Origin of the sequence: Pseudescherichia sp. (assembly GCF_031979925.1) — a bacterium.
Classification (GTDB): Bacteria; Pseudomonadota; Gammaproteobacteria; order Enterobacterales; family Enterobacteriaceae; genus Pseudescherichia.
Genome location: NZ_DALZFB010000003.1, coordinates 87980 through 101472, shown reverse-complemented (window position 1 = coordinate 101472; position 13493 = coordinate 87980). Strand labels below are relative to the sequence as shown.

The window sequence follows — 13493 nt, the reverse complement described above, 5'->3', positions numbered from 1 at the left end:
TCCCCTGGTCTATAAGTACCAGAGCCGGTTTTGGTTATAACCTTGGGGCCGAATGCGGCGATTGTGAGATTTTACAGATTGTTGCATTGTGTGTGACATACGCGGCAGAACCCAGTAACACCCTACTGACAGCGCGCCATGCATGTTTACAGTAATGTAACCTTCCCGTAAAATGCCCGCACACTTTAAACGCCACCAGACCCCCGTGGAATTGAGGTCGTTAAATGAGACTCAGGAAATACAATAAAACTTTGGGAATGTTGTCATTAATCACAGGCGCGGCGTTACTGAGCGGCTGTGATTCTGCACTTCTCGATCCAAAAGGACAGATTGGACTGGAACAGCGTTCACTGATACTGACGGCTCTTGGGCTGATGTTGATTGTCGTTATTCCCGCCATCGTGATGGCTATCGGTTTTGCCTGGAAGTACCGGGCGTCGAACAAGGAAGCCAAATACAGCCCCAACTGGTCGCACTCGAACAAAGTTGAAGCTGTGGTTTGGACGATTCCCATCCTTATCATCATTTTCCTTGCGGTACTGACATGGAAAACCACGCACTCGCTCGAACCAGCCCGTCCGCTGGATCACGATGCGAAGCCGGTGACCATCGAAGTTATTGCAATGGACTGGAAGTGGTTCTTTATTTACCCGGAGCAGGGCATCGCAACGGTCAATGAGATTGCATTCCCGGCGAATACGCCTGTGGAATTCAAAATCACCTCGAACTCGGTGATGAACTCCTTCTTTATTCCGCGACTGGGTAGCCAGATCTACGCGATGGCCGGGATGCAGACCAAACTGCACCTGATCGCCAACGAAGCTGGTACCTACGATGGTATTTCTGCTAACTACAGTGGTGCTGGTTTCTCCGGCATGAAGTTCAAAGCAATCGCAACGCCGGATGCCGCGACCTTCGACCAGTGGGTGGCGAAAGCGAAGCAGTCGTCGAAAGTCATGAATGACATGGACGCGTACAACCTGCTGGCTAAACCAAGCGAATACAATAAAGTCGAATACTTCTCCAGCGTTAAACCCAATCTGTTTGTTGATGTTATCAACAAATTTATGGGACCTGGGAAGAGCATGGACGTGACTCAGGCTGAAGGCGAACAGAACTCGCATGAAGGCATGGAAGGCATGAACATGAATCACGCGGAAACCTCTCACTAAGGGGCCGAGGAATAATACGATGTTCGGAAAACTTACACTGGATGCAGTGCCGTACCATGAGCCGATTATCATGGTTACGGTGGCAGCAATTCTCGTCGGAGGTCTGGCGTTAGTTGCAGCGCTCACTTACTTCGGTAAGTGGTCATATCTGTGGAATGAGTGGCTCACCTCCGTGGACCACAAACGCCTGGGGATTATGTATATCCTCGTTGCTATCGTGATGCTGGTGCGTGGTTTTGCTGACGCCATCATGATGCGTACCCAGCAGCTGCTCGTCTCGTCGGGCGAAGCCGGGTTCCTGCCGCCGCACCACTACGACCAGATCTTTACCGCCCACGGCGTTATCATGATCTTCTTCGTGGCGATGCCGTTCGTGGTAGGCCTGATGAACCTGGTCGTGCCGCTGCAAATCGGCGCTCGTGACGTTGCCTTCCCATTCCTGAACAACCTGAGCTTCTGGTTCACCGTTGTGGGCGTGGTGCTGGTTAACATCTCCCTGGGCGTGGGCGAGTTTGCTCAGACCGGTTGGGTGGCCTATCCGCCACTCTCGGGCATTGAGTACAGTCCTGGCGTAGGCGTTGACTACTGGATCTGGAGCCTCCAGCTCTCCGGTATTGGTACAACCCTGACCGGTATTAACTTCTTTGTGACCATTCTGCGCATGCGTGCCCCTGGCATGACCATGTTCAAAATGCCAGTGTTCACCTGGGCGTCACTCTGTACTAACGTGCTGATTATCGTCTCGTTCCCTATCCTGACGGTAACCATCGCGCTGCTGACGCTTGACCGTTATCTGGGCACCCATTTCTTTACCAACGATATGGGCGGCAACATGATGATGTACATCAACCTGATTTGGGCCTGGGGCCATCCGGAAGTGTACATTCTTGTTCTGCCAGTGTTCGGCGTGTTCTCAGAAGTGGTTGCAACGTTCTCTAAAAAGCGTCTGTTTGGTTACACCTCCCTGGTATGGGCTACCATTGCGATCACCGTTCTGTCGTTTATCGTATGGCTGCACCACTTCTTCACCATGGGCAGCGGCGCGAACGTTAACGCCTTCTTTGGTATCACCACGATGATTATCGCCATCCCGACCGGGGTGAAGATCTTCAACTGGCTGTTTACCATGTACCAGGGTCGTATCGTGTTCCACTCAGCAATGCTGTGGAGCATCGGCTTCATCATCACCTTCTCTATCGGTGGGATGACCGGGGTACTGCTGGCCGTGCCGGGCGCGGACTTTGTTCTGCACAACAGCCTGTTCCTGATTGCACACTTCCATAACGTTATCATCGGTGGTGTGGTATTCGGTTGCTTCGCGGGCCTGACCTACTGGTGGCCGAAAGCCTTTGGTTACACCATGAACGAGACCTGGGGCAAACGCGCCTTCTGGTTCTGGATCATCGGCTTCTTCGTGACCTTTATGCCGCTGTACGCTATGGGCTTCATGGGTATGACTCGTCGCGTGAGCCAGAACATCGATCCGATGTTCCAGCCGCTGATGATTGTGGCCGAAATCGGTGCGCTGCTGATTGCGCTCGGTATCTTCTCCATCATCATGCAGATCTACACCTCCGTGCGCGATCGTGACCAGAACCGCGACCTGACGGGTGACCCGTGGGGTGCGCGTACGCTGGAGTGGTCAACCTCCTCTCCGCCGCCGTTCTATAACTTTGCCGTCGTGCCGCACATTCATGAACGTGATGCATTCTGGGAAATGAAAGATAAAGGCGAAGCGTACATCCAGCCTACGCACTATGAAGAGATTCATATGCCGAAAAACAGCGGCGCAGGTGTGATTATCTCTGCTTTCAGCCTTATCTTCGGCTTTGCCATGATCTGGCATATCTGGTGGATGGCGATCCTCGGCTTTGCCGGCATGATCGTGAGCTGGATTGTGAAAAGCTTTGATGAGGACGTGGATTACTACGTACCGGTTGCCACCGTTGAAAAACTGGAAAACCAGCACTTCGACGAAATTAGCAAGGCAGGACTGAAAAATGTCAACTGAGACTCTAACTCACGCTAACGCTCATGCCCACGAGCATGAGCATCACCACGATGCAGGGTCGAACAAAGTGTTCGGCTTCTGGATCTACCTGATGAGCGACTGCATTCTCTTTGCATGTCTGTTTGCTACCTATGCCGTTCTGGTGAACGGCACGGCAGGTGGCCCGAGCGGGAAAGATATTTTCGAACTGCCGTTTGTGCTGGTTGAAACTGCCCTGCTGCTCTTCAGCTCCATCACCTACGGCATGGCGATTATCGCCATGAACAACGGTCGTCAAAGCCAGGTTCTCTCCTGGCTGGCGCTGACCTTCCTGTTCGGTGCGGGCTTTATCGGGATGGAAATCTATGAGTTCCATCACCTGATCGCTGAAGGCTTCGGTCCGGATCGTAGCGGCTTCCTGTCAGGCTTCTTTGCCCTGGTTGGTACCCACGGTCTGCACGTGACCTCTGGTCTGGTGTGGATGGCGATCCTGATGTTCCAGGTTACCCGTCGCGGGCTGACCAGCACTAACCGCACCCGTCTGATGTGCCTGAGCATGTTCTGGCACTTCCTGGACGTGGTCTGGATCTGTGTGTTCTCTGTAGTCTACCTGATGGGGGCGATGTAATGAGTCATTCTACCGATCATAGCGGCGCCGCTCACGGCAGCGTAAAAACCTACATGACAGGCTTTATCCTGTCGATCATCCTGACGGCTATCCCGTTCTGGATGGTGATGAACGGCTCCGCCTCGCACGGCACCATTCTTGGCGTCGTGCTGGTGACAGCAGTGGTACAGATTCTGGTTCACCTGGTGTGCTTCCTGCACATGAACAACTCCTCTGAAGAGCGTTGGAACCTGGTGGCCTTTGTCTTTACCGTGCTGATCATCGCCATTCTGGTGGTAGGCTCAATCTGGATTATGTGGAACCTGAATTACAACATGATGGTTCACTAAGAGCGGCGAGTATGATGTTTAAGCAATACCTGCAAGTAACGAAACCAGGCATCATTTTCGGCAACCTGATCTCCGTGATCGGGGGGTTCCTGCTGGCCTCCAAGGGCAGCATCGACTATCCCCTCTTCGCCTATACGCTGATCGGGGTGTCGCTGGTGGTGGCATCGGGTTGTGTATTTAACAACTACATCGACCGTGACATTGACCGTAAAATGGAGCGTACGAAGAACCGGGTGCTGGTCAAAGGCCTGATTTCCCCGAAAATTTCGCTGGTGTACGCCACCTTGTTGGGTATTGCTGGCTTTATGCTGCTGTGGTTTGGTGCTAACCCACTGGCCTGCTGGCTGGGGGTGATGGGGTTTGTGGTTTATGTCGGCGTCTATAGCCTGTACATGAAACGCCACTCCGTCTATGGCACGCTGATTGGCTCTCTCTCCGGCGCTGCGCCGCCGGTGATTGGCTACTGCGCAGTAACCGGTGATTTCGACAGCGGTGCACTGATCCTGCTGGCTATCTTTAGCCTGTGGCAGATGCCGCACTCCTATGCCATCGCGATTTTCCGCTTCAAGGATTATCAGGCGGCGAACATCCCGGTACTGCCGGTGGTGAAAGGGATCTCGGTTGCGAAGAACCACATTACGCTCTACATCATCGCCTTTGCCGTAGCGACTCTGATGCTCTCGCTGGGCGGCTACGCCGGATACAAATATCTGGTGGTGGCTGCCGCAGTTAGCGTCTGGTGGCTGGGTATGGCGCTGAAGGGTTATAAGGTCGAAGATGACAGAGTATGGGCGCGTAAGCTGTTCGTGTTCTCTATCGTCGCGATCACTTCCCTCTCGGTGATGATGTCCGTGGACTTTATGGTTCCCGACTCGCATAACCTGTTGACCTACGTCTGGTAATTTAAAAAAGATGTTACAAAAAGGGTGCTTAGGCGCCCTTTTTTATTTATTAAATCAATAACTCATTGATGTACTATATTCCACGCTTTGCGCATCACGGGATAATCCGCCCCGCCCTCCCCTGCACTATACTGTGTCCGGTTTTTTGATTGAGGTAGTAATGAACGACTATAAAATGACGCCGGGCGAGCTACGCGCCACCTGGGGTTTAGGGACAGTATTCTCGCTGCGTATGCTCGGCATGTTTATGGTCCTGCCCGTTCTGACCACCTATGGCATGGCGCTACAGGGGGCAAGCGAAGCGCTGATCGGCTTCGCCATTGGTATTTACGGCCTGGCACAGGCAATATTCCAGATCCCCTTCGGCCTGCTGTCGGATCGCATCGGCCGTAAGCCGCTGATCGTCGGCGGGCTCGTGATTTTTGTCATTGGCAGCATCATTGCCGCCCTCTCGGATTCGATCTGGGGCATTATTCTTGGTCGCGCCCTGCAAGGCTCGGGGGCGATCGCTGCCGCGGTTATGGCCCTGCTCTCAGATTTAACCCGCGAACAGAACCGCACCAAGGCGATGGCCTTTATTGGCGTCAGCTTCGGCATCACCTTTGCTATTGCCATGGTGCTTGGTCCCATCATTACCCATCGCCTGGGCCTGCATGCTCTGTTCTGGATGATTGCTGGCCTGGCCACGGCGGGCATCATTCTGACGCTGTGGGTGGTTCCTGACAGTAAAAATCACGTGCTGAATCGTGAATCGGGGATGGTAAAAGGCTGCTTTAGCAAAGTGATCGCCAGCCCGCCGCTGCTGAAACTTAACTTCGGTATCATGTGCCTGCATATCCTGCTGATGTCCACCTTCGTTGCCCTGCCGGGGCAGATGGAAGCCGCCGGCTTCCCGGCGGCGGAGCACTGGAAAATTTACCTCGCTACGATGCTTATCTCCTTCGTCAGCGTGGTGCCGTTTATTATCTACGCCGAAGTGAAGCGCCATATGAAGCGGGTCTTCATCTTCTGCGTTATCGTCCTGCTGATTGCCGAAATTGTGCTCTGGGGTGCCGGGCCGCACTTCTGGGAGCTGGTGGCCGGCGTGCAGCTCTTCTTCCTGGCGTTTAACCTGATGGAGGCCCTCCTCCCCTCGCTGATCAGCAAAGAGGCGCCGGCTGGCTATAAGGGCACGGCGATGGGTATCTACTCCACCAGCCAGTTTATCGGCGTAGCCATCGGTGGCTCGCTGGGGGGCTGGGTTGACGGACTGTTCGACTCCCAGACAGTATTCCTGGCGGGAGCGCTACTGGCCACCGTCTGGCTGCTGGTGGCCAGCACCATGCAGGAGCCGCCCTACGTCAGCAGCCTGCGCGTGGAGATCCCGGACGATGTGGTGATTACCGATACGCTTAAGCAGCAGCTGGAGAGCAAAGCAGGCGTTAGCGAGGTGCTGATCATCCCGGAAGAGCGCAGCGCCTACGTGAAAATCGACAGCAAAGTGACAAATCGCTTTGAGGTTGAGCAGGCACTCAGAGCATAAAAAAGCCCGGCGGCGCTCTGCTTGCCGGGCCTACAAGGGCACGAACCGTAGGCCGGGTAAGCGCTAGCGCCACCCGGCATCAGGCTACTTAGTCACGGAAGTTTTTGAACTGGAACGGCTGCCCCAGGTCACCGCCGCGCACCAGCGCCATTACCGACTGCAGATCGTCGCGGGATTTACCGGTTACGCGGATCTCCTCACCCTGAATCTGCGCCTGCACTTTCAGCTTGCTGTCCTTGATGAGCTTAACAATCTTCTTCTGTACCGCGCTCTCAATCCCCTGCTTCAGCTTGGCTTCCACAAACCAGGTTTTACCGCTGTGTACAAACTCTTCCGGCACATCGAGAGAGGTGCCCTCAATGCCGCGCTTCAGCAGCTTGGCACGAAGGATATCCAGCAGCTGATTAACCTGGAAATCAGATTCGCTCAGTACCTTGATGGTCTTATTGGCATCGTTCAGCTCAAACGTTGCCTCTACGCCACGAAAATCGAAGCGTGATTCCACTTCACGGCTGGCATTGTCTACGCCGTTACGCACTTCCTGAAGGTCAACTTCAGAAACAATATCGAAAGATGGCATCTTTTCTTCTCCTTTCACTTTTGTTGCGATGCATAATACCCGCAACCGGACATAACGAGAAGCTTAGCTGACAGCGCTATAATTAACGCATCGCCACCTGGCGCTGTTGCAGGTGAGGAGGAACAATGAAAATAACCGTGCTTGGATGCGGAGCATTGGGGCAACTGTGGCTGGCTGCACTGTGCAAGCGTGGCCATGAGGTGCAGGGCTGGCTACGAGTGCCCCAGCCCTACTGCAGCGTTAACGTCATCGACGAAGACGGCAGCGTGTTCAACGAATCCCTGACGGCAAACGATCCCGACTTCCTGGCCCAGAGCGATCTGCTGTTGGTGACGCTCAAGGCGTGGCAGGTCTCTGATGCAGTAAAAAGCCTGACCTCAGTTTTACCTGTTACCACACCAGTGCTGCTGATTCACAATGGCATGGGCACGGTGGAGGAGCTAAAAACCATCCCTCATCCGCTGCTAATGGGCATCACTACCCACGCTGCCCGCCGGGACGGTAACATCATCATTCACGTTGCCAGCGGCACCACGCATATTGGCCCTGCCCGGCAGCAGGACGGCGACTACAGCTATCTGGCAGATACATTGCAGGAGGTGTTGCCGGACGTTGCCTGGCACAACACCATCCGTCCACAGCTGTGGCGCAAGCTGGCGGTGAACTGCGTGATTAACCCGCTGACGGCCCTGTGGAACTGCCCTAACGGCGAGCTTCTGGCGCACCCGGCTCTGACAGAGACCATCTGTAATGAGGTTGCCGCGGTGATGGAGCGTGAAGGACACCATACCTCGGCGGATGACCTGCTGTATTATGTTAATCAGGTTATTGAAAATACAGCAGAAAACATCTCATCTATGCTACAGGATGTCCGCGCCCAGCGCCGTACCGAAGCGGATTACATTACCGGCTATCTGCTCCGGCGCGCCCGCGCTCACGGCATTGCGGTACCGGAAAATACCCGGCTCTATGAACAGATTAAACGTAAGGAGAGTGAGTATGAGCGCATCGGCACTGATATGCCTCGCCCCTGGTAGCGAAGAGACCGAAGCGGTCACCACCATTGACCTGCTGGTCCGCGGCGGCATTAAGGTCACCACCGCCAGCGTCGCCAGCGATGGCAATCTGACCGTGACCTGCTCCCGGGGCGTTAAGCTGCTGGCCGACGCCCCGCTGGTAGAGGTTGCCGACGGCGACTATGACGTGATTGTTCTGCCCGGCGGCGTTAAGGGCGCAGAGTGCTTTCGTGACAGTCCCCTGCTGGTCGAGACGGTAAAACAGTTTCACCGCTCGGGCCGGATCGTGGCGGCTATCTGCGCGGCGGCAGGCACCGTGCTGGTACCGCACAATATCTTCCCTATCGGCAACATGACCGGCTTTCCGGCGCTGAAGGATCGCATTCCCGAGGAGCAGTGGCAGGATAAGCGCGTGGTCTGGGATCCACGGGTGAATCTGCTCACCAGCCAGGGGCCGGGAACGTCGATCGATTTTGCACTGAAGATTATTGACCTGCTGGTCGGGCGCGAAAAAGCGCATGAGGTAGCGTCGCAGCTGGTGATGGCGGCGGGGATCTATAACTTTTACGAAGCGTAAGCAATAAAACGCCGGGTGGCGGCTTCGCCTGACCCGGCCTACATTATGCACTTTGTAGGCCCGGCAAGCCTGCGCCGCCGGGCGTTTTCTTATGGGCGGTACACCTTCACGTTGGTGAAGCCCTGCTCGTGCAGGTAGAGCGCCTGCAGGCGGCTCATCACCCCACGCTCGCACCACAGCAGCCAGGTTTTGTTCCGATCGAGATCGCCAAACTTGGTGCTCAGCTTGTAGAACGGCAGCGTCACCACATCGATTCCCTCGACCACCAGCGGATTGCTCTCCTGATCGTCCGGGGAACGAATATCCAGCAGGACGTCGTTCGGCCCAAAGCCGGTCACGGTCTCAACCTCAACCACCTCCTGCTCGGCCTGCTGAGCGATCTCGCGGATGTCGACGTTAGTCGCCTCTTCCACTACCCGATCGAGGATCGCAAAGTCGAAATTCTGCTCTTCGGCTTCGATCTTCGCCTTCACCGCTTTTACCGTCGGGCTTTTGGAGATCACGCCGCAGTACTCTGGCATGGTACGGGAGAAGTCTTCCGTACCGATCGCCCGAGCCACGTCGATAATGTGCTCTTTATCGTGGGAGATCAGCGGACGCAGGATCAGCGTATCGGAGACGTTATCGATCAGGCGCAGGTTGGTCAGGGTCTGGCTGGAGACCTGGCCCAGCGCTTCGCCGGTGACCAGGGCCTGCACGCCGTAGCGCTCGGCGACCTTCGAGGCGGCACGCACCATCATGCGCTTCAGCACCACGCCCATCTGGCCGTCGTCTACTTTTTCGAGGATCTCGCCAACCACCGGCTCAAAGTTGATCGCCACAAAGCGTACCCGGTGCGAGCTGCCGAAGCGGTTCCACAGGTAGTGGGCTACCTGACGCACGCCGATCTCATGAGCCGCGCCGCCGAGGTTAAAGAAGCAGTAGTGCACGCGGCAGCCGCGGCGCATCAGCATATAGCTGGAGACGCTGGAGTCAAAGCCACCGGAGATCAGCGACAGGACGTCCTCCTGGGTACCGATAGGGAAACCGCCGATGCCTTCCGAGCGGTTGGTGATCAGCAGCAGGCGATCGTCTTCAATCTCCAGATGTACCGTGTAATCCGGATGGGTCAATTTTACGCGGGCGCTCTCAATATGCTGATTCAGGCCACCACCGACGTAGCGTTCTACCTCAATAGAGCTAAACTCATGTTTACCGCGACGTTTCACGCGCACGCAGAAGGTTTTACCCTCTAACTGCTCGCGATACTGCGCCAGCGCTTTCTCGAAGATGTCATGCAGGGAGGTATAAGGGACATCTTCTACCTCCAGAATATGGTGGATACCGGGAATACGGGTCAGCGCATCGCGGATTGCAGGACGCAGGGTCTCGTCTTTGGTTCGGACTTCCACGTGGTCCCAGTGACGAACAACTTTAATCTCTTCGTCATGGTACTTCAGAACGTTACGAATGTTTCCGGTTAAAATTTTAATAAAGCGCAAACGCACGGATTGGCTTTTGATGGTGATTTCCGGGAACAATTTAATGATAAACTTCATGGCGGCAAAGGTTCTTTGGCAAGTCGCATAGTGGACTTGTGGGGGATTAATACAGCAGCCCCTAACCGCGGCTGCATCCAGGCGCGCAAGTATACCACCATCGAGGTCGACCTTGCACACCGCATGACCATTGCGCGTTATTTAATACGCGGCACGACTTCGCTACCATAGCGCAGATGAATAAAACGAGAGTCAGACATCCTTATGGCAAAGAAAAACGACGCACCGGCCAGCTTTGAAACGGCGCTTACCGAGCTGGAACAGATAGTGACCCGTCTTGAGAGTGGCGATCTGCCTCTTGAAGAGGCCCTGAGCGAATTCGAACGCGGCGTGCAGCTGGCACGTCAGGGGCAGACCAAGCTACAGCAGGCGGAGCAGCGCGTGCAGATCCTGCTCTCAGAACAGGAAGAGGCCCCGCTCACCCCCTTTACCCCGGACGCCGAGTAATATGGATTTTACAGAACAATTAGAGATCTGCGTCGAACAGGCCAACGCTGCCCTGCGGCGTTTCATCGCCCCCCTGCCCTTTCAGAACACTCCTCTGGTTGAGGCTATGAACTATGGCGCACTATTAGGTGGCAAACGCCTGCGGCCGTTTCTGGTCTATGCGACGGGCAGCATGTTTGGCGTCAGCGCCCAAACCCTGGATGCGCCTGCCGCCGCCGTGGAGTGCATTCACGCCTACTCCCTGATCCATGACGATCTGCCGGCGATGGACGATGACGATCTGCGCCGGGGCCAGCCCACCTGCCATATTAAATATGGCGAGGCCAGCGCGATTCTGGCCGGGGACGCTCTGCAAACGCTGGCGTTCTCTATTCTCGCCGATGCGCCGATGCCGGAAGTCGCCGATCGCGATCGGCTGGCGATGGTTGCCGAGCTGGCACAGGCCAGCGGCGTTGCAGGCATGTGCGGCGGACAGGCGCTGGATCTGGAAGCCGAAGGCAAACAGGTTCAGCTTGTCGAGCTGGAGCGTATCCACCGCCATAAAACCGGCGCGCTGATCCGCGCGGCGGTACGCATTGGCGCATTAAGCGCAGGCGAGAAAGGACGCGAGGTGCTGCCCATTCTCGATCGATATGCTGAATCTATCGGTCTGGCCTTCCAGGTACAGGATGACATTCTGGATGTGGTGGGTGATACTGCAACTCTCGGCAAACGTCAGGGGGCCGATCAGCAACTGGGTAAAAGCACCTATCCTGCACTGCTGGGCCTTGAGCAAGCCCAGACGAAAGCCCGTGACCTGATTGACGACGCCCGCAGCGCGTTAGCGCAGCTGGCCGCCTACTCTCTGGACACCTCGACCCTTGAAGCGCTGGCCGACTTTATAATTCAGCGTGATAAATAAACAACAATGAGTCTCTGATGAGTTTTGATACTGCCAAATACCCGACCCTGGCGCTGGTTAACGCCACCCAGGATCTGCGCCTGCTGCCCAAAGAGAGCCTGCCGAAGCTTTGCGACGAGCTGCGCCGCTATCTTCTCGACAGCGTGAGCCGCTCCAGCGGCCACTTCGCCTCCGGGCTTGGCACGGTTGAGCTGACCGTGGCACTGCACTATGTCTACAATACGCCGTTCGATCAGCTTATCTGGGACGTAGGTCATCAGGCTTATCCGCACAAAATCCTGACCGGCCGTCGGGATCGCATCGATACCATTCGTCAGAAAGGCGGCCTGCACCCCTTCCCGTGGCGCGGCGAGAGCGAGTATGACGTACTGAGCGTCGGCCACTCCTCTACCTCTATCAGCGCCGGGATCGGCATCGCGGTGGCAGCGGAGAAAGAGGGTAAACAGCGCCGCACCGTCTGCGTAATCGGTGACGGCGCGATCACCGCCGGTATGGCGTTCGAGGCGATGAACCACGCCGGTGACATCAAGCCGGATATGCTGGTGATCCTTAACGACAACGAAATGTCGATCTCCGAGAACGTCGGCGCGCTGAATAACCACCTGGCGCAGCTGCTCTCGGGCAAGCTCTACTCGACCCTGCGCGAGGGCGGAAAGCGGGTCTTCTCTAATGTGCCGCCGATCAAAGAGCTGCTGAAACGCACCGAAGAGCATATCAAGGGCATGGTCGTACCCGGCACGCTGTTTGAAGAGCTGGGCTTTAACTACATCGGGCCGGTTGATGGCCATGACGTGCTGGGCCTGGTCACGACGCTGAAGAATATGCGCGGCCTGAAAGGTCCGCAGTTCCTGCACATCATGACCAAGAAAGGGCGCGGCTACGAGCCAGCCGAAAAGGATCCAATCACCTTCCACGCCGTACCGAAATTCGATCCGGCCAAGGGCACGCTGCCAAAAAGCAGCGGCGGTATGCCCTCCTACTCAAAAATTTTCGGCGACTGGCTGTGCGAGACGGCGGCGAAAGATAACAAGCTGATGGCGGTTACGCCTGCTATGCGCGAAGGCTCCGGCATGGTGGAGTTCTCCCGCAAATATCCGCAGCAGTACTTTGACGTAGCGATTGCTGAGCAGCACGCGGTGACCTTCGCCGCCGGGCTGGCGATCGGCGGCTACAAGCCGGTGGTGGCGATCTACTCCACCTTCCTGCAGCGTGCCTACGATCAGGTGATCCACGACGTGGCGATCCAGAAGCTGCCGGTGCTGTTTGCTATCGACCGGGCGGGAATTGTCGGCGCCGACGGGCAGACGCACCAGGGAGCATTTGATATCTCCTTCCTGCGCTGCGTGCCGGAGATGGTGATCATGACCCCGAGTGACGAAAACGAGTGCCGCCAGATGCTCTACACCGGCTACCACTACAGCGAAGGCCCGAGCGCCGTCCGCTACCCGCGCGGCAACGCCGTGGGCGTCGCCCTTGAGCCGCTGGCCGAGCTGCCTATTGGTAAAGGGGTGGTGAAACGCCAGGGTGAAGAGGTTGCGATCCTCAACTTCGGCACTCTGCTGCCAGAGGCGGAAAAAGCCGCCGAGACGCTGAACGCCACGCTGGTGGATATGCGTTTTGTGAAGCCCCTCGATGAGGCGCTGATCCTCGAGCTGGCTGCGACCCACGCGTCGCTGGTCACCCTGGAGGAGAACGCCATTATTGGCGGCGCGGGCAGCGGCGTAAATGAAGTGCTGATGGCTAACCGCAAACCGGTTCCGGTTCTCAACCTCGGCCTGCCGGACTACTTTATTCCGCAGGGCACCCAGGAGGAGGCGCGGATCGAGCTGGGTCTCGACGCCGCCGGTATTACCGCAAAAATTCAGACCTGGCTGGCCTGAGCCTCCGGTTC

At 56.3% G+C, this 13493-nt stretch carries 13 protein-coding genes; 11 read left to right on the top strand and 2 right to left on the bottom strand.

Annotation, left to right across the window (positions count from 1 at the left end; genetic code table 11):
• Positions 1 to 224: 224 nt before the first annotated feature.
• The 6 genes from cyoA to RTM13_RS06715 all read left to right on the top strand — a co-directional run bounded on the left by cyoA (position 225) and on the right by RTM13_RS06715 (position 6543).
• On the top strand, positions 225 to 1172 hold the full coding sequence (cyoA, locus tag RTM13_RS06740) for a cytochrome o ubiquinol oxidase subunit II (RefSeq protein WP_312211176.1): 948 nt from the start codon (positions 225 to 227) through the stop codon (positions 1170 to 1172).
• Positions 1173 to 1191: 19 nt separating this feature from the next.
• Entirely contained in the window at positions 1192 to 3183 is a 1992-nt protein-coding gene (cyoB, locus tag RTM13_RS06735; RefSeq protein ID WP_312211174.1) for a cytochrome o ubiquinol oxidase subunit I, read from the top strand.
• On the top strand, positions 3173 to 3790 hold the full coding sequence (locus tag RTM13_RS06730; protein ID WP_312211172.1) for a cytochrome o ubiquinol oxidase subunit III: 618 nt from the start codon (positions 3173 to 3175) through the stop codon (positions 3788 to 3790). Before cyoB ends, RTM13_RS06730 begins: the two co-directional genes overlap by 11 nt.
• Positions 3790 to 4119 carry a cytochrome o ubiquinol oxidase subunit IV gene (locus RTM13_RS06725; RefSeq protein ID WP_312211171.1) on the top strand — a complete coding sequence of 110 codons (330 nt, stop codon included), beginning with the start codon at positions 3790 to 3792 and terminating at the stop codon, positions 4117 to 4119. The genes RTM13_RS06730 and RTM13_RS06725 overlap by 1 nt, the downstream gene beginning before the upstream one ends.
• A gap of 11 nt (positions 4120 to 4130) precedes the next feature.
• Positions 4131 to 5021, top strand: a complete 891-nt coding sequence (cyoE, locus tag RTM13_RS06720) for a heme o synthase (RefSeq protein ID WP_103821551.1) — start codon at positions 4131 to 4133, stop codon at positions 5019 to 5021.
• A 160-nt stretch (positions 5022 to 5181) separates the two neighbouring features.
• A complete protein-coding gene (locus tag RTM13_RS06715; protein WP_312211169.1) occupies positions 5182 to 6543 on the top strand; it encodes an MFS transporter in 1362 nt (453 codons plus the stop codon).
• 88 nt (positions 6544 to 6631) lie between these two features.
• Here RTM13_RS06715 and RTM13_RS06710 read toward each other — a convergent pair whose 3' ends face one another.
• Positions 6632 to 7123 (bottom strand): YajQ family cyclic di-GMP-binding protein, encoded by a 492-nt coding sequence (locus RTM13_RS06710; RefSeq protein ID WP_312211167.1) that lies wholly within the window; start codon positions 7121 to 7123, stop codon positions 6632 to 6634.
• Between the two features lie 125 nt (positions 7124 to 7248).
• On the opposite strand from RTM13_RS06710, the gene panE reads away from it, so the two are divergent.
• Entirely contained in the window at positions 7249 to 8160 is a 912-nt protein-coding gene (gene panE, locus RTM13_RS06705; RefSeq protein WP_312211165.1) for a 2-dehydropantoate 2-reductase, read from the top strand.
• Positions 8123 to 8716: a protein deglycase YajL gene (yajL, locus tag RTM13_RS06700; protein WP_312211164.1), complete on the top strand. Its 594-nt coding sequence runs from the start codon at positions 8123 to 8125 to the stop codon at positions 8714 to 8716. The genes panE and yajL overlap by 38 nt, the downstream gene beginning before the upstream one ends.
• Before the next feature lie 89 nt (positions 8717 to 8805).
• On the opposite strand, the gene thiI is transcribed toward yajL, so the two are convergent.
• The gene (gene thiI / locus RTM13_RS06695) at positions 8806 to 10254 is read right to left on the bottom strand and encodes a tRNA uracil 4-sulfurtransferase ThiI (protein WP_312211162.1); all 1449 of its coding nucleotides are present in this window, start codon (positions 10252 to 10254) and stop codon (positions 8806 to 8808) included.
• 204 nt (positions 10255 to 10458) lie between these two features.
• Between thiI and xseB the strand changes: the two genes are divergently transcribed.
• Genes xseB through dxs form a run of 3 tightly spaced genes read left to right on the top strand, consistent with a single transcriptional unit; the run spans position 10459 to position 13482 of the window.
• Complete coding sequence (xseB, locus tag RTM13_RS06690) at positions 10459 to 10701, top strand: exodeoxyribonuclease VII small subunit (RefSeq protein WP_042391585.1); 243 nt, start codon at positions 10459 to 10461, stop codon at positions 10699 to 10701.
• A gap of 1 nt (position 10702) precedes the next feature.
• On the top strand, positions 10703 to 11602 hold the full coding sequence (gene ispA, locus RTM13_RS06685) for a (2E,6E)-farnesyl diphosphate synthase (RefSeq protein ID WP_312211160.1): 900 nt from the start codon (positions 10703 to 10705) through the stop codon (positions 11600 to 11602).
• Positions 11603 to 11619: 17 nt separating this feature from the next.
• Positions 11620 to 13482, top strand: coding sequence for a 1-deoxy-D-xylulose-5-phosphate synthase (gene dxs / locus RTM13_RS06680; protein ID WP_312211158.1), 1863 nt, complete (start codon positions 11620 to 11622; stop codon positions 13480 to 13482).
• Positions 13483 to 13493: the final 11 nt, after the last annotated feature.

Excerpts from the sequence above, each read along its gene's own strand:
- xseB (WP_042391585.1), top strand. The coding sequence starts at position 10,459 with ATGGCAAAGAAAAACGACGCACCGGCCAGCTTTGAAACGGCGCTTACC.
- yajL (WP_312211164.1), top strand. The coding sequence starts at position 8,123 with ATGAGCGCATCGGCACTGATATGCCTCGCCCCTGGTAGCGAAGAGACC.
- thiI (WP_312211162.1), bottom strand. The coding sequence starts at position 10,254 with ATGAAGTTTATCATTAAATTGTTCCCGGAAATCACCATCAAAAGCCAA.
- cyoE (WP_103821551.1), top strand. The coding sequence starts at position 4,131 with ATGATGTTTAAGCAATACCTGCAAGTAACGAAACCAGGCATCATTTTC.
- ispA (WP_312211160.1), top strand. The coding sequence starts at position 10,703 with ATGGATTTTACAGAACAATTAGAGATCTGCGTCGAACAGGCCAACGCT.
- RTM13_RS06730 (WP_312211172.1), top strand. The coding sequence starts at position 3,173 with ATGTCAACTGAGACTCTAACTCACGCTAACGCTCATGCCCACGAGCAT.
- RTM13_RS06710 (WP_312211167.1), bottom strand. The coding sequence starts at position 7,123 with ATGCCATCTTTCGATATTGTTTCTGAAGTTGACCTTCAGGAAGTGCGT.
- panE (WP_312211165.1), top strand. The coding sequence starts at position 7,249 with ATGAAAATAACCGTGCTTGGATGCGGAGCATTGGGGCAACTGTGGCTG.
- RTM13_RS06715 (WP_312211169.1), top strand. The coding sequence starts at position 5,182 with ATGAACGACTATAAAATGACGCCGGGCGAGCTACGCGCCACCTGGGGT.
- cyoB (WP_312211174.1), top strand. The coding sequence starts at position 1,192 with ATGTTCGGAAAACTTACACTGGATGCAGTGCCGTACCATGAGCCGATT.
- RTM13_RS06725 (WP_312211171.1), top strand. The coding sequence starts at position 3,790 with ATGAGTCATTCTACCGATCATAGCGGCGCCGCTCACGGCAGCGTAAAA.
- cyoA (WP_312211176.1), top strand. The coding sequence starts at position 225 with ATGAGACTCAGGAAATACAATAAAACTTTGGGAATGTTGTCATTAATC.
- dxs (WP_312211158.1), top strand. The coding sequence starts at position 11,620 with ATGAGTTTTGATACTGCCAAATACCCGACCCTGGCGCTGGTTAACGCC.